Annotated in this window: 20 protein-coding genes; 8 read left to right on the forward strand and 12 right to left on the reverse strand. The window is 67.6% G+C overall.

What is annotated here, in order from left to right:
* Positions 1–92: 92 nt before the first annotated feature.
* From IEW24_RS01235 to IEW24_RS01245, 3 genes are all read right to left on the reverse strand, one after another.
* Positions 93–1,355: a transglutaminase family protein gene (locus IEW24_RS01235; RefSeq protein ID WP_210324111.1), complete on the reverse strand. Its 1,263-nt coding sequence runs from the start codon at positions 1,353–1,355 to the stop codon at positions 93–95.
* Positions 1,356–1,968: 613 nt separating this feature from the next.
* Entirely contained in the window at positions 1,969–2,148 is a 180-nt protein-coding gene (locus tag IEW24_RS01240; protein ID WP_188574656.1) for a DUF1328 domain-containing protein, read from the reverse strand.
* A gap of 48 nt (positions 2,149–2,196) precedes the next feature.
* Positions 2,197–2,610, reverse strand: a complete 414-nt coding sequence (locus tag IEW24_RS01245; protein WP_188574658.1) for a hypothetical protein — start codon at positions 2,608–2,610, stop codon at positions 2,197–2,199.
* A gap of 168 nt (positions 2,611–2,778) precedes the next feature.
* On the opposite strand from IEW24_RS01245, the gene IEW24_RS01250 reads away from it, so the two are divergent.
* Together IEW24_RS01250 and IEW24_RS01255 are read left to right on the forward strand one after the other, a co-directional pair.
* Positions 2,779–3,090 (forward strand): hypothetical protein, encoded by a 312-nt coding sequence (locus IEW24_RS01250; RefSeq protein WP_188574660.1) that lies wholly within the window; start codon positions 2,779–2,781, stop codon positions 3,088–3,090.
* Between the two features lie 228 nt (positions 3,091–3,318).
* On the forward strand, positions 3,319–3,606 hold the full coding sequence (locus tag IEW24_RS01255) for a hypothetical protein (protein WP_188574662.1): 288 nt from the start codon (positions 3,319–3,321) through the stop codon (positions 3,604–3,606).
* Positions 3,607–4,140: 534 nt separating this feature from the next.
* Here the strand turns inward: IEW24_RS01255 and IEW24_RS01260 are convergent.
* From IEW24_RS01260 to IEW24_RS01270, 3 genes are all read right to left on the reverse strand, one after another.
* Positions 4,141–4,725, reverse strand: coding sequence for a sigma-70 family RNA polymerase sigma factor (locus tag IEW24_RS01260; RefSeq protein WP_188574664.1), 585 nt, complete (start codon positions 4,723–4,725; stop codon positions 4,141–4,143).
* Between the two features lie 324 nt (positions 4,726–5,049).
* Positions 5,050–5,328, reverse strand: a complete 279-nt coding sequence (locus IEW24_RS01265; RefSeq protein WP_188574666.1) for a con-10 family general stress protein — start codon at positions 5,326–5,328, stop codon at positions 5,050–5,052.
* Positions 5,329–5,564: 236 nt separating this feature from the next.
* Positions 5,565–6,479, reverse strand: a complete 915-nt coding sequence (locus tag IEW24_RS01270; RefSeq protein ID WP_188574668.1) for a LysR family transcriptional regulator — start codon at positions 6,477–6,479, stop codon at positions 5,565–5,567.
* Positions 6,480–6,675: 196 nt separating this feature from the next.
* Between IEW24_RS01270 and amaB the strand changes: the two genes are divergently transcribed.
* The 3 genes from amaB to IEW24_RS01285 all read left to right on the forward strand — a co-directional run bounded on the left by amaB (position 6,676) and on the right by IEW24_RS01285 (position 11,202).
* Entirely contained in the window at positions 6,676–8,208 is a 1,533-nt protein-coding gene (gene amaB, locus IEW24_RS01275; RefSeq protein ID WP_188574669.1) for an L-piperidine-6-carboxylate dehydrogenase, read from the forward strand.
* A 43-nt stretch (positions 8,209–8,251) separates the two neighbouring features.
* Entirely contained in the window at positions 8,252–9,934 is a 1,683-nt protein-coding gene (locus IEW24_RS01280) for a thiamine pyrophosphate-binding protein (RefSeq protein ID WP_188574671.1), read from the forward strand.
* 86 nt (positions 9,935–10,020) lie between these two features.
* Positions 10,021–11,202: an NAD(P)/FAD-dependent oxidoreductase gene (locus tag IEW24_RS01285; protein WP_188574673.1), complete on the forward strand. Its 1,182-nt coding sequence runs from the start codon at positions 10,021–10,023 to the stop codon at positions 11,200–11,202.
* Between the two features lie 52 nt (positions 11,203–11,254).
* Here the strand turns inward: IEW24_RS01285 and IEW24_RS01290 are convergent, their stop codons facing one another.
* Entirely contained in the window at positions 11,255–11,998 is a 744-nt protein-coding gene (locus IEW24_RS01290) for an SDR family oxidoreductase (RefSeq protein ID WP_188574676.1), read from the reverse strand.
* 109 nt (positions 11,999–12,107) lie between these two features.
* A complete protein-coding gene (ribA, locus tag IEW24_RS01295) occupies positions 12,108–13,220 on the reverse strand; it encodes a GTP cyclohydrolase II RibA (RefSeq protein ID WP_188574677.1) in 1,113 nt (370 codons plus the stop codon).
* A gap of 199 nt (positions 13,221–13,419) precedes the next feature.
* Here ribA and IEW24_RS01300 point away from each other — a divergent pair, with 199 nt between their 5' ends.
* Complete coding sequence (locus IEW24_RS01300; RefSeq protein WP_188574680.1) at positions 13,420–14,205, forward strand: RibD family protein; 786 nt, start codon at positions 13,420–13,422, stop codon at positions 14,203–14,205.
* Complete coding sequence (locus IEW24_RS01305) at positions 14,150–14,713, forward strand: cytochrome b (protein WP_188574681.1); 564 nt, start codon at positions 14,150–14,152, stop codon at positions 14,711–14,713. Before IEW24_RS01300 ends, IEW24_RS01305 begins: the two co-directional genes overlap by 56 nt.
* An 84-nt stretch (positions 14,714–14,797) precedes the next feature.
* Here IEW24_RS01305 and IEW24_RS01310 read toward each other — a convergent pair whose 3' ends face one another.
* From IEW24_RS01310 to IEW24_RS01325, 4 genes are read right to left on the reverse strand one after another with little or no spacing between them, the layout of a single operon-like run.
* On the reverse strand, positions 14,798–15,649 hold the full coding sequence (locus tag IEW24_RS01310) for a class I SAM-dependent methyltransferase (RefSeq protein ID WP_188574683.1): 852 nt from the start codon (positions 15,647–15,649) through the stop codon (positions 14,798–14,800).
* Positions 15,646–16,701 carry a glycosyltransferase family 4 protein gene (locus IEW24_RS01315; RefSeq protein ID WP_188574685.1) on the reverse strand — a complete coding sequence of 352 codons (1,056 nt, stop codon included), beginning with the start codon at positions 16,699–16,701 and terminating at the stop codon, positions 15,646–15,648. The genes IEW24_RS01310 and IEW24_RS01315 overlap by 4 nt, the downstream gene beginning before the upstream one ends.
* On the reverse strand, positions 16,698–17,129 hold the full coding sequence (locus tag IEW24_RS01320) for a 6-pyruvoyl trahydropterin synthase family protein (RefSeq protein WP_280514949.1): 432 nt from the start codon (positions 17,127–17,129) through the stop codon (positions 16,698–16,700). The genes IEW24_RS01315 and IEW24_RS01320 overlap by 4 nt, the downstream gene beginning before the upstream one ends.
* 28 nt (positions 17,130–17,157) lie before the next feature.
* Entirely contained in the window at positions 17,158–18,168 is a 1,011-nt protein-coding gene (locus IEW24_RS01325) for a zinc-dependent alcohol dehydrogenase (RefSeq protein WP_244644075.1), read from the reverse strand.
* Between the two features lie 156 nt (positions 18,169–18,324).
* Here IEW24_RS01325 and mdoH point away from each other — a divergent pair, with 156 nt between their 5' ends.
* Positions 18,325–20,106: a glucans biosynthesis glucosyltransferase MdoH gene (mdoH, locus tag IEW24_RS01330; RefSeq protein ID WP_188574689.1), complete on the forward strand. Its 1,782-nt coding sequence runs from the start codon at positions 18,325–18,327 to the stop codon at positions 20,104–20,106.
* The last annotated feature ends 26 nt before the right edge of the window (positions 20,107–20,132 follow it).

Genomic DNA, 20,132 nt, shown 5'->3' on the forward strand with positions numbered 1-20,132 from the left:
GTCTCCCCCGCAGCTAAGAAAGGGGCACGTTGCTTGGGCGAGAAGGGCGCGTGTCAGAGTGAAGCGCAAAGACAAAATTACTGAGCGCGCGATCAGACGGGGTGGGATAGAGCCGCTGTCTCCGGAATCAGCCCGTCTGCCGGAAAGTTATCCGCAGGCACCGGCGCGATGCCGGCCAGATCCACGAACACCACGCCATCGGCACCGCACGGCTCCAGCGCCGCTCCCGCCAGCCCCGCGCCTTCCAACTGCTCCACCACGTCGTCCGGCACCGCGATCGGGGCAAGCGGAGCTTCCGCTTCCGCCCCCATCTCCGCCGCCCCCGCCGCGCCCGCATCCTCCAGCACGGCGGACATCATCAGGACCGCCGCCTGCGTCCCGCTCCGCCTGCCGTCCTTCGGCCCGTCCGGTGCTGCCTGCCCGCCCGTCGTCCCCGTCCCCGGCGGGGCGGAGAGCACCGGCACCGCCGGCATCACGCCGTGCGAGGACACCAGCACTTCCACATCCATGCCAAGGAACGCGCCCGGCGAACCGGAGAAGCTGCCCGCCACCGGGACCGCCTGCCGGGGATCGCGCGCCACTGCCACCCGCACCAGATGGTCGGTGCCGATGAGCGCGTTGGTGGGGTCGAAATCGATCCAGCCTGCCCCCGGCAGATAGACGGTGGCCCAGGCATGGGTGGAGCCTGCGCCGAGGAAATCGCCTTCCGCCAGAGGATCGAGCTGGGGGGTGTAGAGATAGCCGGTGACGAATTGCGCGGCGAAGCCCAGCTCCCGCACCGTCTCCATGAGCAGCAGCGCGAAATCGCGGCAGGTGCCGGTGCGCAGCTCCAGCGTCTGCGCGGGCGACTGCGTGCCCTCCTCGTGGCGGGCCTGATAGGTGAAGGTGTCCCGGATCGCCTGATTGATGGAGGAGAGCAGCGCCAGCGTGGGGATGCGGCTGCCGTCCGCCGGCAAAAAGGAGCGGGCGAAGGCTTCCACCGCGCCCTGATCGGGATAGGCGCGGGCAGCGGTGAGGGCGATGTCCAGCCGGTCGTCGCTGGAATAGACGAAGGGATAGAGCGCGGCCTCATTGGAGATCAGCGCCTCCAGCGGCGGCACCGGATAGATCTCCAGCTCCAGCACGCTGTCGACGCGCAGTTCCTCTGCGCCCTCCTTCAGCTCCACCAGCGCGATGGAATTGCCGAAGACGTCATAGACATAGTTCACGTCGGCGATGGGAAAGAGGGTGAGGGTGGCGTCCAGCAGGCGCAGGCCGTGGCTGTCGCGCGGGCGCAGCATCAGCCGGTGCTGGCCGAAGGAAACCGGCTCGCCGTAGCGATAGCGCGTGCGGTGCTCGACGGTGAGGCGTCTCATGGCGGCGTCTCTTTTCCCTACGTTGGAAGGCTGATTTACCGATCAGCCCGGACGGCTGGTCGGTTCAGGCTTCCGGCCGCGCGCTGCGGCACTGGTGTTGGCCGCACACGGCGGCATGGCCCCGACGCTCCGGGCGGCTCGGACGCCCCGGTCGGGTACCCTTTCTACGCAGCACTGGCACGCTTGGGTTACGCGGGATGGTCGGTGCCGTAGGGCAAGGGGTCGAGGCGCGGGCACAGGGGCGACACGGCCCACCCCGGCAGGCTCCCTGATTCCCGACTCAGCGCGAAGTCACAAGTTGCAGCCCGCATTGTCCTGCGGTTGGCCAAAGGTGCAAGCCGGCCATTCTGACAGGAAGCGGGGCCCGGCCGCGAAACAATATTCAGTCCAGCCATGCAGGCCGCGAAATAGCGTCATGGCCGGATCGCTCGCGGGCACGACGGCTGCCCGTCGCTCATCGATAAGGCATCGTCCGGAAATGACGATGGCCCCGGCAAGCCGGGGGCCAAGACCCCATAAAAGACGATGGTCCCGGCAAGCCGGGACCATCGAGGGCGCATGGCGCCGGCCGCATGCGCGGCACCTACTGGGAGTGTTCCGGGGCAGGGCGCCTTTACAGCGCCGGCCCGCGACCGCGCCGCATGAAGCCCATGACGGCGGAGATCAGGAACAGGATGATGGCGACGAAGAAGATGATCTTCGCAATCTCGATGGCGGTGCCGGCAATGGTGGTGAAACCAAGCACGGCGGCGATCAGAGCGACCACCAGGAAGGTCAGGGCCCAACTCAGCATTGTCTCAACTCCTTGAAGATTCAGACCTCTCGCAGAGCGCTTCGTGCTCTAGCGCCGTCGGCTCCACGGGCGGCGCGAGGGTCGGTCTGCGTTGACGGCTTCCCGCCATTGCGCGAACGGGGTGTGACCCGGAGCGTCGCGCCAGTTTCGATAGGCGTCGTCGTAGGCTTCCGCCTGCTGTCGCCTCCACTGCTGATAATCCGCGTCGAGGGCATTCAGTTCCGCCTCTTTCCACGCAAGATATTCAGGGTCGGTGGGTGGCTCCCGGCGCGCGGAGGGCATGGCCTCTTCCTCCCGGTGGAGGGCACCGGGTGGCAGGCCGCCGTCATGGATCAGGCAGGCGCCGGGGTCGTCATAATCCCCCTGCCGGGCGAAGTGGCCGGGGTCGGTCCGCTCCTGCTCGAGGGGGTCGGGTTCGGGCGGATTGAGCCGGCGGTCGCCGCCGGTCGCAAGGTCGGACATGTCCATCTCCGTCAGCACGTTGCTGGACCTGTGCTGTGGGAACTTGGCGGACGCATCGGCGGTTCCACCTTGGTACCGTCCGGTGATGCGAAAAACCTCAGGGGGAGGGGCGGAACAAACCGTCCCTGTCCGCGTTTCCTTGCAACTGTACGCAGAAGGAGAAGCACCATGGCCGCTCCGCGCACGCCCGCTTCCGGGCCACCGCATCGCGATCAGGTCGCTTGGCCGAAGGGCGCAGCACCGCATGGGTCGGCGCCTCACGGCTATGACGACTGCGAGTTCGCTCCCGAGCAGTGCACGCGAGATTTCGTGCGACCCCGCCGGCCGCACGAGGCAGATGAGGAACGCCGGCAATTGCGGATGGCGGACGAAGCCATCGGCAAGCGCACCAAAGAGGACATGAACGCGTATGCCGATGCCAAGTGGGACGAGGATGACGACGTCTCCGTCGACGGCGCATCCCGGCTTTACAAGGACTGAGCCCATGCGGCCCCGGTCTCTTGCGGCTGAGACATCCGGCATCGCGCCGTTCACCATAACGGTCCGGCCGTTCGCGCGAAGGGGTGCCCGCAAGGGATCGACCCTTGCGCCGGGCGGCCAAGCCGTGGCAAATCACAGAGCCGAACTTCGTCTTGCGACGCAAGTCCAGGGCCGAATTTCACAAGCAGGCGGGCAGTCACGATGCGCATGCAGCGCCCGGATCGTCTTATGACGCAAGATCAGAGAGAAGGAGGCGGCATGAAAGCCCCTCATCGGCGAGATATTTCGGCTCGGCAGGACCTGCTTGGCAAGGAATTACGTCAGTTGTTCGATGACTTCACGCAAGAAGACATGCCGGAAGAGTTGCTGAGGCTCGCCGCCCAGCTGCAGGGGGCGGTGGAAACCGATCGCCCTGCCACCGGCGCTGCCCCGGCTGCTTCCGCCTCTACGCTGGACGGTGCCACCAACGGTGCCGCGGCCAAGGGGCCGAAATCCTCGGATCCCGAGATCGCCTGAGGGCGGTCTCCGCTCTCCTTTCCTCCCAGACCGACCACCGAGCCGTTTCCGCCTGCCGCCCCTCCGGGCAGCGGGCTTTTGTGCTTTGGGAAAAGGGCTTCCTGGGGCGGGATGCGCCGACTTTGTTTGCCCCACGGCCGTGAGTGCGACAGGCCCCTTCTCCCGCTCGCGGGGGGAAGGGTGGGGAGGGAGAAGGACGCGCCTCTCAAACGCCGCCGTGCTGACAGGCAGTCATTCCCAAAACTCAAGCGCTCACTATCTGGCTGCAATCAGCGCAGCGACTCGCTGATCATTCCCAAAACTCATACTCTAGCTATGGAGATGGGCGCTTTGGGGCTGCCGCGCGCAGTGAGCCATCGGGCGGACATGTCCCTGTCCATCCGCGTGCCATCCTGTGCCGTCCGTTCGCCGCCATGCGCAAACGCCCGCGTCGCAAGGGTTGCGCGCGGGCGTCAATGGACCATCGGAAGGGGCAAGCGCGTGCCATGCGCGCCTGTCCGTGCGCGCATGTGCCATCGCGTGGTCAAGGATGGATCAGGAGGAGGAGGAAGGCGCGCTGCGGGAGGCCGACAGCGCGAGGGCGTCGGGTTCCACCACGTCGGCGCTGCCATCCGCGCCCATGAGGGTCAGCAGCTTGGCGCGGGCGCGGTTGACGCGGCTCTTGATGGTGCCGAGCGCGCAGCCGCACACATCCGCCGCTTCCTCGTAGGAAAGGCCCGCCGCCCCAACCAGCACAAGGGCTTCGCGCTGGTCGGCGGGGAGCAGTTCGAGGGCTTCCTTGAGGCTTTTGAGCGTCACCGCCCATTCCTGCGCCGGGCCCATGTTGCTGTCCTGCTGGGCCAGCGTGGACATGCCGTCATTCTCGCGCCGGCGCTTGCGGATCTCGGTGTAATAGGTGTTGCGCAGGATGGTGAAGAGCCAGGCCCGAAGATTCGTGCCCGGGTCGAATTTGTCGATGTTCGACAAAGCCTTGAGCAGCGTTTCCTGGACCAGATCGTCGGCTTCCGTGCGATTGCGGGTCAGCGATCGCGCAAAGGCGCGCAGGGCCGGCAGCAGTTCCAGCACCTGGTTTCGCAAATCCGCCGCGCCGGGCGCGTCGGTCTTCTGAGGCAGATCCATGGGGCGTCCGATATCCGCTTCCTCTGGATGATACATGCCCAACCCCATTTGAGAACGAGGCACAGGCTATTGCCGGCCACGCCGATCCTGGACGCAATCCGGAACGCAGCCGTCTGGCCACGTCATCCTATCGTGAAGGGAGCAACGCCGGCCAAGCTCGATCGGTTCCGCACTTTGCTGTGAACCTGATACCGATCGTGCGCGCCAGTCCCGACGTGGTAAAGGATGCCTTGCGCAAGGCATTGCGAACGCACGCGCTTCCGTGTGCGTGACGCAGGGCGACCGCCCGGATGGTGCCGGGCGGTCCTCCAGGACTTCAAGCCGTCAGGTGCGTTCGGTGTTGGTGTTGGAGTGTGAGGCCTGCCCGCCCTTCTGGCCGGCCTGCGAGGCCAGGGAACGGTCCCGCGAGAAGCTGCGGTCCTCGTCGGCGACACTCTGGCCACCCTTGCGGCCCGCCGCCGATGCGAGCGCGCGGTTCTGCGAGAAGCTGCGCTTCTCCGCCGGAACGCTCTCGCCGCCCTTGCGTGCAATGGCCCGCTGCTTTTCCGCGTCCATGGCCGCAAAGCCTCGATTGGACGACCCTTTTGCGCGCGTCTCTGCCATCTCCTTCGCTCCTCGCTGCTTGGTCAGCCTGTGTGACTCGCCTGTCTGACGTGTCTGTTTGACTCTTGGGCACAACGAAGCGGGATGGCTCCGGTTCCGGTCCCCGAACCGGTCGGCGAATATGAAGCGCTGCCAACGGCTTCGCTTCAGTTTGGCCGGATGGAACGATTGTTGTCGCGTGTATGTGATCGCCGATGCACGTTTTCGGCGTTTGGCCGGATCGGCCCTGAAACGGGTCAGGCCTTTGAAGACACGGCGCTATCCGTTCTGGCCGCGGCCACGATCCAGCGCACGAAGGCGGTAATGGCGCCCACCCCGGCCTTGGTCTCGGGATAAACAACATAATAGGCCTTGTCCGAGGTCATGGGCTTGCCGAACAGCTCCACGAGCCGCCCGTCGGCGATCTCGTCGAGGGCCAGAAACCGTGGCACGAGACCGATTCCCAGCCCTGCGGAGGCGGCTTCCGCGATCATGGTGAACTGCTCGAAGCGCGGTCCCTTGAACGGGGCGGGATGGCTGGCGCCGGTCATCTCCAGCCATTCGGTCCACAGATGCGGGCGGGTGGACTGCTGGAGCAGGGGAACGTTTCCCAGCCGGTCCGGCGTGGTCAGGCCGTGCCTGTCCCTGAGCGCCGGGCTGCACACCGGCACCACTTCCTCGTCCATCAGATGCTCGCAGATGGCGCCCGGCCAGACGGGATCGCCATAATGGATGGCCACATCCAGCGGCTCGGCCTCGAAGTCGAAGGGCGCGATGCGGGTGACGAAATTCACCGTGGTGTCAGGAAAGCGGTCGAGAAAGTCCGGCAGGCGCGGCATCAGCCAGCGGATGGCGAAAGTGGGCAGCACCGCCAGTTGCAGCGAACCCGCCCCGCCGCCATAGGTCATGGCCCTCTGCGTGGCCTCGGAGAGCGCCTGCAGCACCTGCCGCACATCCGCCAGATAGAGCCTGCCGCCATCGGTAAGCACCACCTTCTGCCGCACCCGCTCGAACAGCTCGATCCCCACCTGCTCCTCCAGATGCCGGATCTGCCGGCTGACGGCCCCCTGCGTGAGGTGCAATTCCTCCGCCGCCCGCGAAAAATTCTGGTGCCGCGCCGCCGCCTCGAAGGCGGTCAGGGTGGGGATGGGGGGCAGGAAGCGGTGGCGCATGGGATATATTCCAAATGCTCATGGCATTCTGAGTATCTATCGCTTCACTTCCGCGCCAGTAAAGGAAACTCTCTCGTCCGAACGTTCGGGATCATGACGCAAAGCCATGACTAGGGTCTTGCGGTAGGGTTCCGGACCTCTTTGATTTGCGCGGCCGGGGCGTCCCGGCTGCCCGTGTTTGAACCGGAGTCTCCGCATGTCCGCCTTTCCCCGTCCCGGAACCATCGCTGCGGAGGCCCGTGCCATCCTCGATCGCCTCGGCGTGCCCGCGGCGGCCCTGTCCGGTGATCTCCCCGTCCGTTCGCCGCTGACCGGCGAAATCATCGCCTCCATCGCGCAGACCGACGCTGCCGGGGCCACCGCCGCCATCGGCACGGCGCAGGAGGCTTTCCTCGCGTGGCGCGCCATTCCCGGCCCGCGCCGGGGCGAGCTGGTGCGCCTGATGGGCGAGGAACTGCGCGCCGCCAAGGCCGATCTCGGCCGTCTCGTGACGCTGGAAGCCGGCAAGATCACCTCAGAGGGCCTCGGCGAGGTACAGGAGATGATCGACATCTGCGATTACGCGGTCGGCCTCTCCCGCCAGCTTCAGGGCCTGACCATCGCCACCGAGCGCCCGGACCATCGCATGATGGAGACGTGGCACCCCATCGGCGTGGTGGGCGTCATCTCCGCCTTCAACTTCCCCGTGGCCGTGTGGTCGTGGAATTCGGCGCTGGCTTTCGTCTGCGGCGACAGCGTGGTGTGGAAGCCCTCCGAGAAGACCCCGCTCACCGCGCTGGCCACGCAGGCCATCTTCGAGAAGGCCGCCGCCCGCTTCGGCGGTGTGCCGGCCGGCCTCTCCACGCTGCTGATCGGCGGCAAGGAGGTGGGCGAGGCGCTGGTGGACGACAAGCGCGTGCCCGTGGTCTCCGCCACCGGCTCCACTGCCATGGGCCGGGCCGTCGGCCCGCGTCTCGCGGCCCGCTTCGCCCGCGCCATCCTCGAACTGGGCGGCAACAATGCCGCCATCGTCTGCCCCACGGCGGACCTCGATCTGGCGGTGCGCGGCATCGCCTTTGCCGCCATGGGCACGGCCGGCCAGCGCTGCACCACCCTGCGCCGCCTCATCGTCCATGAAAGCAACTATGACGCCCTCGTCTCGCGCCTGAAGCCGGCCTATGGCTCGGTGAAGGTGGGCGACCCCGCTGCCGCCGGCACGCTCATCGGCCCGCTCATCGACAAGGCGGCGTTCGATGGCATGCAGAAGGCCCTTGAGGCGGCCCGCGCGCAGGGCGGCTCCGTCACCGGCGGCGCGCGTGTCGAGGCCGAAGGGCTGGCCGAGGCCTATTATGTGCGCCCGGCGTTGGTGGAGATGCCCGGCCAGAGCGAAATCGTTCAGCACGAGACGTTTGCGCCCATCCTCTATGTGATGCGCTACAGCGATTTCGACACGGCGCTCGCCCTCCACAACGGCGTGCCGCAGGGCCTGTCCTCCTCCATCTTCACCAACGATCTGCGGGAGGCCGAGCGCTTCCTCTCCGCCGCCGGTTCGGACTGCGGCATCGCCAATGTGAACATCGGCCCGTCCGGCGCCGAGATCGGCGGCGCGTTCGGTGGCGAGAAGGAGACGGGCGGCGGCCGCGAGGCGGGCTCGGATTCGTGGAAGGCCTACATGCGCCGCGCCACCAACACCATCAATTACGGCTCCACTCTGCCGCTGGCACAGGGCGTCACCTTCGACGTCGGCTGAGCCGCTCCTTCCCGATCAGACCCGCCAAGGCAGGATTTCTCCCATGACCGAGCTGAAACCCCGCACCGGCGGCCAGCTGATCGTCGACCAGCTCCGTGCCCAGGGCACGGAGCGCATCACCTGCGTGCCCGGCGAGAGCTATCTCGCCGTGCTCGATGCCCTGCATGATGCCGACATCGACGTGCTGGTGTGCCGCAACGAGGGCGGCGCAGCCATGATGGCGGATGCCTATGGCAAGCTCACCGGGCGGCCGGGCATCTGCTTCGTCACCCGCGGCCCCGGCGCCACCAACGCCTCCCACGGCCTGCACATCGCGGCGCAGGATTCCACGCCACTGATCCTGTTCGTGGGCCAGGTGGAGCGCGGCATGATGGGCCGCGAAGCCTTTCAGGAGCTGGATTATCGCGCGGTGTTCGGCTCCATCGCCAAATGGGTGGTGGAGATCGATGATGCCGCCCGCATTCCGGAGATCATCGGCCGGGCCTTCCGCATCGCCTTGCAGGGCCGCCCCGGCCCGGTGGTGATCGCACTGCCCGAGGATGTGCTGGTGGACGAGGCCACCGTCCCCGACGCGCCTTATGTGACGCCCGCCGAACCCGCACCCACGCCGGCCGATGCCGGAAGGCTCGCCGAGCTGCTGGCCGGCGCCAAGCGCCCGCTGGTGATCCTCGGCGGCAGCCGCTGGACCGACGAGGCCCATGCCGGGATGATCGACTTCGCCGAGCGCTGGCATCTGCCGGTGGCCACCTCCTTCCGGCGCGGCCATCTCTTCCCCTCCGACCATCCCAACTATGCGGGTGACGTGGGCATCGGCCCCAATCCCAAGCTCGCCGCGCGGGTGAAGGAGGCGGACGTGCTCATCCTCGTGGGCGCGCGTATGTCCGAGATGCCGTCCTCCTCCTACACGCTCATCGACATTCCGAACCCCCGCCAGACGCTGGTGCATATCCATCCGGGCGCGGAGGAACTGGGCAAGGTCTACCAGCCGGCCCTCGCGCTGGAGGCGACGCCGGGCAGCTTCGTGGCCGCTATGGCTGCCCATGCTCCGGGCCAGACGCCGCGCTGGGCCGAGGATGTGAAGACCGCCCATGCGGACTATCTGGCCTGGACGGAGACGCCCGCCACGCTGCCGGGCGCCTTCCAGTATGGCGAGGCCATGGTGCATCTGCGCGAGACGCTGCCGCCGGAAGCCATCGTCTGCAACGGCGCCGGGAACTATGCCACCTGGCTGCATCGCTACTACCGGCTGCGCAAGCGCGGCACCCAGCTCGCACCAACCTCCGGCTCCATGGGCTATGGCGTGCCGGCGGCGGTGATGGCCAAGCGCCAGCATCCGGATGTGCCGGTGGTGGCCTTCGCCGGTGACGGCTGCTTCCTGATGAACGGGCAGGAGTTCGCCACCGCCGTGCAGCACGACATCCCGATCATCGTGGTGGTGGTGGACAATGGCATGTACGGCACCATCCGCATGCATCAGGAGCGCGAGTATCCCGGCCGCATCTCGGCCACCCGCCTGAAGAATCCGGATTTTGCCGCCTATGCCCGCACCTTCGGCGGCCATGGTGAGACTGTGGAGCGCACCGAGGAGTTCGCCCCGGCCTTCCAGCGGGCGGTGGAGAGCGGCCTGCCGGCCATCCTGCATTGCAAGCTCGACCCTGAGGCCATCACCCCGGCCACCACGCTCTCCGCCATCCGCACGGCGGCGCTGGCGCGGCAGGGGCACTGAACGACCGGCTCAAGCCGGCGGAAAAGAAGGGCGCCACTCTCGGGAGGAAGGACGCTCCGCAGACTTCCAGACAGGCACGAAAGACGATGGCTGACTTGCATTACGACGTGGTGGTGGTGGGCGGCGCGGCGGTGGGCTCCTCGGTGGCCTACCATCTCGCCGCCAACCCGGACTTCAAGGGCACCATGCTGGTGCTGGAGAAGGATCCCACCTACCAGCGCTGCGCTTCGGCGCTCTCGGCGGCATCCATCCGCCAGCAATATTCGACGGCCATCAATGTGGAGATCTCGCTCTACGGCATCTCCTTCCTGCGCTCCATCGGCGAGCGGCTGGAAGTGGATGGCGACAGGCCGGAGATCGGCCTGCACGAGGGCGGCTATCTCTTCCTCGCCACGCCCGAAGGCGCCCCGGCCCTGAAGGCGGGCCATGAGATCCAGCAGAAACTGGGCGCGGACATCGCGCTTCTCTCGCCGGATGAACTGACGGCGACCTTCCCGTGGCTGTCCGTCGATGGCCTGACCGCCGGCTGCTACGGCCGCTCGGGCGAAGGCTGGTTCGACGGCTATGGCCTCATGCAGGCCTTCCGCCGCAAGGCGCGCTCCTTGGGCGTGGCCTATGAGCCGGTTGAGGCCGTGGACGTGATCCGCGACGGCAGCCGCGTCACCGGCCTTGTGCTGGCGGATGGCCGGCGCATCTCCTGCGGCACGGTTGTGAATGCGGCCGGCGCGGGCGGGCCGGCGCTGGCGAAGGCGGCGGGCATCGAGATCCCGGTGCACAACAAGAAGCGGATGATCTTCACCTTCCGCTGCGCCGACAAGGTGGAGCGCTGCCCGCTGGTGATCGACCCGACAGGCATCTACTGGCGCCCCGAAGGCGACGGCTTCATCTGCGGCCTTGCCCCGCCCGACGCGGAAGACCCGGACAGCACGGACTTCGAAGTCGATCACAGCTTCTTCGAGGAGCGCATCTGGCCGTTCATGGCCGAGCGCGTGCCGGCCTTCGAGCGCATCCGCGTGGGCCGGGCATGGGCCGGGCATTACGACATGAACGCGTTCGATCACAACGCCATCGTCGGCCCGTCACCGGAGCTGAAGAATTTCTTCTTCGCCAATGGCTTCAGCGGACATGGCCTCCAGCAATCTCCGGCCATCGGGCGGGGACTGTCGGAGCTGATCGTGCACGGCGGCTTCCGCACGCTGGACCTCTCGCCTTTGCGGTTCGAGCGCATGGCGGAGAACGATCCGGTGAAGGAATTGAAGGTCGTCTGACGCAAACAAAAGGCCCATGCACGCCAGTGCATGGGCCTTTGTCTTTCAAGGCTCAGCCGCGCCCGATGAACGGCATCTTGGTGGCCATGACAGTGAGGAACTGCACATTGGCCTCCAGCGGCAGGCTGGCCATGTAGACCACTGCCTCGCCCACATGCTTGGCATCCATGACAGGCTCCGGCTTCGTGCTGCCGTCCGCCTGCAGCACGCCGCTCTTCATGCGCTGGGTCATGTCGGTCTCGGCATTGCCGATGTCCACCTGCCCGCAGGCGATGTCATAGGCCCGTCCGTCCAGCGAGGTGGCCTTGGTGAGGCCCGAGATGGCGTGCTTGGTGGCCGTGTAGGGCGCCGAGAAGGGGCGCGGGGCGCTGGCCGAAATCGAGCCGTTGTTGATGATGCGCCCGCCGCGCGGCGTCTGCGCCTTCATGATGCGGAAGGCTTCCTGCGTGCACAGGAAGGGGCCGGTGAGGTTGGTGTTCACCGCCTTCTGCCAGTCCGCCAGTGTCAGGTCTTCCAGCGGGATCGGCGGCGCGCCGACGCCGGCATTGTTGAACAGCACGTCCAGCCGGCCGTACGTGTCCTTCACGGTCGCGAACAGGGCCGCGACGCTGGCGGCGTCTGTGACGTCGGTGACGGCGGCGAGCGTCTCGCTGGGGATCGCCCGGGCAGTTTCTGCAAGCGCATCAAGCCGGCGTCCGGCCAGCACCACCACATAGCCGGCCTTGCCCAATTCCTTCGCCACGGCTCGGCCGACACCGGAACCCGCACCCGTCACGATCGCGATCTTCTTATCCATTGGCGCTCCTCCTAATCGATTTAGGGATAGCGCAGTCGGACCGTCCTGCGAAGGCTCAGGTGGGGATTTCCGAAAGTGCCAGAAGGGCAGGGCCCCGGAGCCCCGCGTCTCAGTCGGAGGCGCGGGCGGCGAGGGCGTCGAAGTCGATGAAGTGGCCGGCGCGATCCCGCTTGGAGGCGAGGTAGCGCACATTCTCAGCCGTCGGCCGGCCGAGCACGCGGCGGTCCGCCGCCACCTCGATGCCGGCCGCCTTCAGGGCTGCGATCTTCTGCGGGTTGTTGGTGATGATCTCCACCGCAGAGACGCCGAGCTGGCGCAGCATCTCGGCCGCGAAGTCGAAGCGCCGCTGGTCCAGATCGAAGCCGAGGGCCGCATCCGCCTCATAGGTGTCGAAACCCTGCGATTGCAGCTGGTAGGCACGCATCTTGTTGGCGATGCCGTTGCCGCGCCCTTCCTGATCCAGATAGAGCAGGATGCCGCCGGAGGTGTCGGCCATGCGCTGGACGGTGTCGCGCAACTGGTCGCCGCAATCGCACTTCAGGCTGCCGAACAGGTCGCCGGTGAGGCAGGCGGAATGCAGGCGCACGGGCACGGGCCGCGAAAGATCCGGCTTGCCGACGATGACCGCCACCTGATCGCGCAGGCCCTCGCCGCCACGGAAGACGACGAATTCGGTTTCCGGTGCGCCTTCCAGCGGCACCGGAGCACGGCCGACCACCTTGAGCGTGCGGGCCTGCAGGCTGTGGAAGGCGGCGATGTCCTCCTTCTCCACATGCAGCAGATGAGGAAGCGCCTCGCGCGCCACCGGCGCCACGATGGCGGCGGGCAGCACAAGGGTCAGGCCCAGCAGGTCGAGGGCGGCAAGGTCGAGCGGGGTGGCGAGTGCCACCGGCGCGTCGATGCGCCCGTCGATCTTGAGGGCCAGCGTCTCGATGCGGGCGAGGTCCATGTCCGGCAAGGCGATGGAGCCGGCACAGGAGCGCGGCGCACCGATGCGGGTCAGCCGCGGGGCAGGGAGCACAAGGCGCGCCAGACCGTTGCCAATGGCGCTGAAGCCTTGGGCGATTTCCGCATCCAGGGCTTCCACCCCGATGACGATAATGGCTTGGTTCTCGTAGCCGATGACCACAGGCCGACCGGAGCGCAGTTCCGAAATGGCGCGCTCGACGTTGGTCCGGGTAGCACCGAAGGAGAGACCGGGTATTTCCACAGGTGGGGACATGAGGGCCTCACGATACGCTGAAAGCCGCAGGTTTGACAGTGGGGTGGAACAGGAAGGAGCGCATTAATGTACTTTAGAAAGGGTGTTCAGCTTCTCGCTGTGGAATTCGCATCCCCGGTGACGGCGCGTCCGTAACCTTGCTAAGCGTTGTCGCGTTCCGGCTCTGCCCACGAAAAAACCATACGGTGAGGCCCCTTGGATGGATGACCACAGGACGGATTTGGGGACGATCCTCGGCGAACTCAATGCCTTGCCGACCTTTGTGGTGGGCCAACTGGGGCAGTCGCTCGACGGGCGTGTCGCCCTTCCGTCGGGGGAATCCAAATACATCAGCGGTCCCAAGGCGCTGGATCATGTCCATCACTTGCGCGCGATGGTGGATGCGGTGCTGGTCGGCATCGGAACCGTGGAGGCGGACGATCCCCTGCTGACCGTACGTCGCGTGCCGGGCCGCAATCCCGCGCGTGTGGTGCTTGATCCTTCCGGTCGTCTGTCGCCGTCCGCGCGCGTGCTGACGGAAAATGGCGCCCGGCGCCTTGTGATCCGCCGGCCTGCCGCCGGGGCGGTCCTGCCGGCCGGCGTGGAGACGCTGGCGCTGGAGTCGTCGGGCGGCCTCATCCAGCCCGCCGAGATATTGGAAGCGCTACGGGCGGAGGGCCTGAACCGCATCCTCGTGGAGGGCGGCCCCCGCACCCTGTCGGCTTTTCTTGATGCCGGCGCTTTGGACCTCTTCCACATTGTCGTTTCGCCAGTCATCCTCGGGACCGGGCGGACGGGCCTTGATCTCGCGCCCATCGCCTGCCTCGGCAAGGCGACGCGGCCCGCCACCCGTGTGCATGTGTTTCCGGAAGGGGATGTCCTGTTCGCTTGCGATCTGCGACAGGGCGCGCATGGGGAGGGAGCCCATGGAAACGCCGAAAGCGAAAACGATGGCGACAAGACCGTCGGCGAAAGCCCTGCCGGCCACATATGCCCGGCCGGCTAGGTGGATCCACTGGGCCACGGCCATCGCCGTGCTGCTGGTGATCCCGGCCGGCATCGCCATGATGAATCTACCCTCCGGCCGGGCGCAGGATCAGCTGTTCGATCTGCACCGCTCGCTGGGCATCCTGATCCTCACGCTGGCGGTGCTGCGCGTGGTGGCGCGCATCCTCTTCCGCGTTCCGCCGGCTCCGGCCGGCGTACCGCGCTGGCAGTGGCTGGCTGCCAATGTGGTGCACTACCTGCTTTATGCGCTGATCTTCGTCATGCCCCTGCTGGGGTGGGCCTGTTCGTCCGCCTTCGGGGCGAAGGTGCGGGTGTTCGGCCTGTTCACCTTGCCGGACCTCGTGGCGAAGAACGAGGCCATGTCGGATTTCTACGGCCAGATCCATGCGGTGCTGGGTTTCGTCATGGCGGGGCTGGTGGTCCTGCACATCCTCGCCGGCCTCTATCACGGCTTCGTCCGTCGCGATGGCGTCCTATCCCGCATGCTGCCAAGTTCCGGGCGCTGAGCCATTCCCGCAGACGTGTGCGCGGTTCTGCGAAAGACTGTGCGACAAGCCCGTAGCTGAACGACACCCGGCCCGTTTAGCCGTTCAGCCGTTCGGCCAGGCCAGCAGGTCCATGTGGCCGATGCGGCATTGGCGTGCGCCCTGGTGGGCATCCAGCCACGCTTCCAGCCATTTGGGCTGGACAAGGCCGGTCTCGCCGGCCGCGTCCGCCATGCCGGTGGCCAGCGCCGCGATGAGGTCCGCGTCCAGCGGATGATGTCCATCCAACAGCCACGGGCTTTCGGCCGCATCGGTGACATAGCCGAGGCTGTGAAAGGCGTGGGACAGGAGATCGGTGGCGGCGTTGCCCGCCGCCGGCCCGAACCCCTTGTTGATGCGCTGGTGGGCGCGGAAGGCGGCGGCCACGGGCGCATCCGCCTCATGGGGCGGCGACCAGTCGTCCCGCCCGTCGCAGGTCAGCACCGTGAAGAAGACCGCCTTGCACCGGACCACCTCTGACACGAAGCGCTCTATCCAGGGGGCCGACGCCAGATCGAAGAAGGCCGATGAGGTGACGAGATGCGGCCGGCCGGTGGCGATAGCCTCCGGATGGGCGGCAAGGTCCGCCTGCTGGAAGGTCACGCGGATGCTGCGCCCGCCTTTCTCCAGCAGGAGATCATCAGCCCCCCGCGTGCTGTTCTCCGCCCAGTTGGAGAGGGCTTCGGCGGCGGTGTTCAGCAACGCCGTATCATGGTCGATGAGGTGCCAGTGCTGGCGCGGGCCGAGCAGGGGCGCCGTGGCGCGCAGGTTGGCGCCGGTGCCCGCGCCCACATCGGCCACACGCAGGTCATCCTCGGCCCAGAGCAGGGCTTTCAGCCTGCCAGCCAACTCGCGGCTGCGGGCATTGTGGTCGGCCGGCTCCCGCAGGGCCAGCCAGTCGGCGGAGAAGCCGCTCATGGGATGCTCTTCCGGTAAACCCGTCCGAGGACGGCGGCTGCGCGGGTGGCGGTGTCCGCCCAGGTGGGCAGTGTGTGTCCGACCCCATAGGCAACCTCAGCCAGTTCGCGCCGGGCCTCCGGCCGGGCGAGCAGGGTGCGCAGGGCGTCGGTGAGGGCTGCCGTGTCGCCCGGAGGGATCTTGAGGGCGGCCCCGTCCGGCACGGTGTCGCCGGCGGCCCCGCCGGTGGTGCAGATCATGGGCAGGCCCCGCCGCAGCGCATCCGCCAGCACCATGCCGTATCCCTCGTAAAGGGAGGGATGCACGAACAGATCGCAGGCCGCATAGGCGGCGTCGAGCGCCGCCACCGGCACAGCCCCCTTAAGCGCGATGCGATCCTCAAGCCCATGGTGGGCGATGCGGGCGCGCACGTCCTCGACCGTGCCGGGGGCGAAGGTGAGGCTGCCGATGATGGAAAGGTGCCACGGCAAATGCTTCACCTGCGCCAGCGCATCCACGAGGCCGGCGTAATTCTTGCGCGGGATGACCGAGCCGATGGCGAGAAGCCGGGGCGGATCGCCCACTGCCGCTGCCCGCGGGGCCGGCGCCACGCCGGGTTCGGCGATGGCGAGCCGGTCTTCCGGCACGCCGTAATGGGCCACGAGATCGCGGCCGGTGGCGGCGCTGGTGGCGATGACGCCGTCGCAGGCCGCCAGCGCTGCCCGCTCGCTTTCGGCAAAGGCCCGGCTCTGTTCCACCGTCAGACCCGCCTCGCGGGCGAGGGGGTGGTGGATCAGCGCGACGATGGGCCGGCCGGCGGCGCGTAGCACGGTGGTGGGCAGGGCACCGAGCGCGAGCCCATCGATGAACAGGACGGCATCGGGCGGGGTCTGCGACAGCAGGCGTGCGGCCTCCTCCACATCGGCGGGCTCGGGGAAGGGGAAGGCCTCGGGCAGCGACAGCGGCGTGATGGCCACGCCCTGCGTGGGCAGGGCTTCCAGCAGCATGCGATCGTAGACATAGCCGCCCGTGGGGGCGTCGATGGCGCCGGGAAAGACGAGGACAGCCTTCATGCCCCGATCGGCCCCTCGAACCAGGCGCGGGCGGCGTGGGATTCATGCAGCGTCACGCGCAGGCGACAGAGCGTATCCCCGCCCGCCCCGAGGGTGCCGGCGCGGGCGGCATCCGCCATGGCATCGAAGATGTGGCGGGCGAGGACTTCGGTGGTGCTGTTGCGGCCGACAAAGGCGGGCACCTCGTCGAGATTCCGGTAGTTGAGGGGGCTGAGCACGGCTTTGAGCGCCTCGGTCGCCCGGCCGATATCCACCACCACGCCCTCTGGGGTGAGCTGTTCGCTCATGAAGGCCACATCCACCACGAAGGTCGCGCCATGCAGCGCCTGCGCGGGACCGAACAGATCGCCCTTGAAGCTGTGGGCGATCATGATGTGGTCGCGGACTTCAACCGCGTAGAGGGATCCGCTGGACGGTGAGGGGGGCAAGGCGGGTCTCCTGTGACGAAGGGTAAGCTCAGGGATAGCGCACCACGGTGGCGACGCCATGCGGCGCGTCGCCCAGAATGCGCTCCAGCGCTCCCGGCAGGTCGGCGAAGGCCACCTCCTCGGTGATGAGCGCGTCGAGACGGGGATCGGCCAGTAGGTCGAGCGCCTTGGCAAGCCGGCGGCGCGGCGACCAGCGCGGCGCGCGGCCGGGCGGAACGGCGCCCACCTGGGAGGAAACGAGGCGCAGCCGCCGGGCGTGGAAGCTGCCGCCCAGCGACAGGGTGACGTCCCGGTCGCCATACCAACTGACTTCCACCAAGGTCGCCTCGCTGCCGCAGCAGGCGATCGCCGCATTCAGCCCCTCGGAGCAAGCGCTGGTGTGGAACACCACGTCCGCCTCGCCCAGAGCCTGCGTATTCTGCGCGAAGCGGGCGCCGAACCCGTGCACCAGCTTGGCCCGGCCATGGTCGGGATCCACGGCTGTCACCTCGGCGCCGGGCAGGCGGGCGGCAAGGAAAGTGATGAGCAGGCCGATAAGGCCCGCTCCCACCACAACGATACGATCCCCTGCACCGGCACCGCTGTCCCACAGAGCGTTGAGGGCGGTTTCCATATTGGCGGCGAGCGTCGCACGCCGGGCGGGCACGCCGTCGGGGACCACGAGCACGTCGTCCCGTTTCACCACGAAGCGGTCCTGATGGGGGTGCAGCACGAAAACGTGACGGCCGAGAAAGCGCGGGCTTCCTGCCTCCACCCGGCCGACGGTGCAATAGCCATACTTCACCGGGAAGGGGAACTCGCCACCTTGCATGGGTGCACGCATCTGCGCGCCCTGGTCTGCACTGATGCGGCCGGAGAAGACCAGGCGCTCCGTGCCCCGGCTGAGGGCGCTCCATTCGGTGGCCACCAGCAGTTCGTCGGAGGCGAGGTCGGGAAGAGGCTCTCGTCGCAAATCCGCCCGCCGTGGCTCCACGTACCAGAGGGCACTTGCCGAGGCATGCGTGTCGGCCGAGCGATCGGGGGCGATTTGTGCTTTCATCACCGCATCTTCCCCAGAAGTTCGCGTCACGCCTCAAGATCCCCCGATTGCCCCGCCAGGGAGGTTCGATGCCACTGACGCCCACGACCCGGATTTTTGGTGCCGTTCAGGGTGCCCACCGTCCCAACTCTCTCTTTTTACGTCAAGAAATCGAAAATGGTTGAACACGATCTCGTCGTTTTACCACGGACGCGTTCGCTCACCGGCCGCCGGCTGCTGGTTCTGGCGCTGAATGTCGCGAGCTTTGTGGGCATCGCGCTCATGGCGGGCCATCTCGCTGCGGCGGCGGGCTGGCGGATCGTGGACATGGTGCTGTTCCTGTGCGTGCTCATGGCAACGCCGTGGGTGCTGATTGGTTTCTGGAATGCCGTGATCGGTCTTCTGCTGGCGCACGGTCTGCGAAATGGGCTGGAGCAGGCGGCCCCCTTCCTGAGGGGTGGTCGCGAAGAGAAGCACCTTGTCGGGCGCACCGCCATCCTGATGACGCTGCGCAACGAGGATCCTGCGCGGGCGGTGGCGCGGCTGAAGGCGGTGAAGGCGGATCTCGACGCCACGGCTTATGGCCATGGCTTTGATTATTTCCTGCTCAGCGACACCGCGCGGGACGACATCGCCGCCGCCGAGGAGGCGGAAGTGGCGCGCTGGTGCGGTGAGGAGCCGGGCCGGCGCATCCATTATCGGCGCCGCGAGAACAACGAGGGCTTCAAGGCCGGCAACATCCGGGACTTTTGTACGCGTTGGGGCGCGTCATACGACTATATGCTGCCGCTCGACGCCGACAGCGTGATGGGCGCGTCCGCCATCCTCTTCCTCGTGCGCATCCTCGATGCCCATCCGCGCATCGGCATCCTGCAAAGCCTCGTGGTGGGCATGCCGAGCGTCAGCGCCTTCGCGCGCATCTTCCAGTTCGGCATGCGGCACGGCATGCGCTGCTACACGCTGGGCGCCACATGGTGGACGGGCGATTGCGGCCCCTTCTGGGGCCACAATGCGCTGGTGCGGATCAGGCCCTTTTACGAGCACTGCCATCTGCCGATCCTGCCGGGCACCCCGCCGCTGGGGGGACCGATCCTCTCGCACGATCAGGTGGAGGCGGTGCTGATGCGCCGGGCCGGCTACGAGGTGCGCGTGGTGCCGGTGGAGGGCGAGAGCTACGAGGAGAACCCGCCCACCATCGCCGAATTCGTCGCCCGTGACCTGCGCTGGTGTCTCGGCAACATGCAGTATCTGCGGCTGCAGGGACTGCCGGGCCTGAAGCCCATCAGCCGTTTTCAGCTTCTTTGGGCAGTGCTGATGTTCGCCGGTGTACCGGCGGTGCCGCTGGCGCTGGCGCTGCTGCCGTTTGCGGCCACAGGGCTGTCGCCCGAGGCGGCACAGGCGCTGGGGTCGGGGCTGGCCTGGCTCTATGTGGGCCTGCTGCTGCTCGGCCAGTTTCCCAAGCTCGCCGGCCTTGCCGACGTGGCGCTGACGCCGGGGGGCATGGCCCGCTATGGCGGGGCGCTACGCTTCCTCGGCTCGGCCGCGCTGGAGATGGTCTTTTCCCTGCTGCTGGGCGCCATCACCGCGCTCGCCACAACCCGTTTCCTGCTCGGCCTCGCATTCGGGCGGGCAAAGGCGGGCTGGAACGGGCAGGTGCGCGATGCCCATGCCTTGTCGCTCGCTGCCGCATGGCAGGGGCTCTGGGTGCAGACGGTGTTCGGCGTTCTGGTCGGGCTCGGGCTGGCGCTGACGGCGCCTGTTCTTCTCCTCTGGACCCTGCCGCTGCTGGCCGGCTGCTGGCTGGCGGTGCCCTTCGCCGTCTTGAGTGCCGCCCCGCGCGTGGGTGCGTTTTTGTCCGCGCGCGGCATCTGCGCCATTCCTGAAGAGCAAGTGCTGCCTGCCATCCTTCGACGGGTGGCCGGAGCCGAAGCGGATGCGCAGCTGGGGCGGGTCGCCTGACACGAAAACGGGCGGCCTCTCGGCCG

The organism is Azorhizobium oxalatiphilum (genome assembly GCF_014635325.1).
Classification (GTDB): Bacteria; Pseudomonadota; Alphaproteobacteria; order Rhizobiales; family Xanthobacteraceae; genus Azorhizobium; species Azorhizobium oxalatiphilum.

What these genes read in the sequence shown, in the direction of transcription:
- IEW24_RS01235 (WP_210324111.1), bottom strand. Translation starts at nt 1,355, where the DNA reads ATGAGACGCCTCACCGTCGAGCACCGCACGCGCTATCGCTACGGCGAG.
- IEW24_RS01240 (WP_188574656.1), bottom strand. Translation starts at nt 2,148, where the DNA reads ATGCTGAGTTGGGCCCTGACCTTCCTGGTGGTCGCTCTGATCGCCGCC.
- IEW24_RS01245 (WP_188574658.1), bottom strand. Translation starts at nt 2,610, where the DNA reads ATGTCCGACCTTGCGACCGGCGGCGACCGCCGGCTCAATCCGCCCGAA.
- IEW24_RS01250 (WP_188574660.1), top strand. Translation starts at nt 2,779, where the DNA reads ATGGCCGCTCCGCGCACGCCCGCTTCCGGGCCACCGCATCGCGATCAG.
- IEW24_RS01255 (WP_188574662.1), top strand. Translation starts at nt 3,319, where the DNA reads ATGACGCAAGATCAGAGAGAAGGAGGCGGCATGAAAGCCCCTCATCGG.
- IEW24_RS01260 (WP_188574664.1), bottom strand. Translation starts at nt 4,725, where the DNA reads ATGGATCTGCCTCAGAAGACCGACGCGCCCGGCGCGGCGGATTTGCGA.
- IEW24_RS01265 (WP_188574666.1), bottom strand. Translation starts at nt 5,328, where the DNA reads ATGGCAGAGACGCGCGCAAAAGGGTCGTCCAATCGAGGCTTTGCGGCC.
- IEW24_RS01270 (WP_188574668.1), bottom strand. Translation starts at nt 6,479, where the DNA reads ATGCGCCACCGCTTCCTGCCCCCCATCCCCACCCTGACCGCCTTCGAG.
- amaB (WP_188574669.1), top strand. Translation starts at nt 6,676, where the DNA reads ATGTCCGCCTTTCCCCGTCCCGGAACCATCGCTGCGGAGGCCCGTGCC.
- IEW24_RS01280 (WP_188574671.1), top strand. Translation starts at nt 8,252, where the DNA reads ATGACCGAGCTGAAACCCCGCACCGGCGGCCAGCTGATCGTCGACCAG.
- IEW24_RS01285 (WP_188574673.1), top strand. Translation starts at nt 10,021, where the DNA reads ATGGCTGACTTGCATTACGACGTGGTGGTGGTGGGCGGCGCGGCGGTG.
- IEW24_RS01290 (WP_188574676.1), bottom strand. Translation starts at nt 11,998, where the DNA reads ATGGATAAGAAGATCGCGATCGTGACGGGTGCGGGTTCCGGTGTCGGC.
- ribA (WP_188574677.1), bottom strand. Translation starts at nt 13,220, where the DNA reads ATGTCCCCACCTGTGGAAATACCCGGTCTCTCCTTCGGTGCTACCCGG.
- IEW24_RS01300 (WP_188574680.1), top strand. Translation starts at nt 13,420, where the DNA reads ATGGATGACCACAGGACGGATTTGGGGACGATCCTCGGCGAACTCAAT.
- IEW24_RS01305 (WP_188574681.1), top strand. Translation starts at nt 14,150, where the DNA reads ATGGCGACAAGACCGTCGGCGAAAGCCCTGCCGGCCACATATGCCCGG.
- IEW24_RS01310 (WP_188574683.1), bottom strand. Translation starts at nt 15,649, where the DNA reads ATGAGCGGCTTCTCCGCCGACTGGCTGGCCCTGCGGGAGCCGGCCGAC.
- IEW24_RS01315 (WP_188574685.1), bottom strand. Translation starts at nt 16,701, where the DNA reads ATGAAGGCTGTCCTCGTCTTTCCCGGCGCCATCGACGCCCCCACGGGC.
- IEW24_RS01325 (WP_244644075.1), bottom strand. Translation starts at nt 18,168, where the DNA reads ATGAAAGCACAAATCGCCCCCGATCGCTCGGCCGACACGCATGCCTCG.
- mdoH (WP_188574689.1), top strand. Translation starts at nt 18,325, where the DNA reads ATGGTTGAACACGATCTCGTCGTTTTACCACGGACGCGTTCGCTCACC.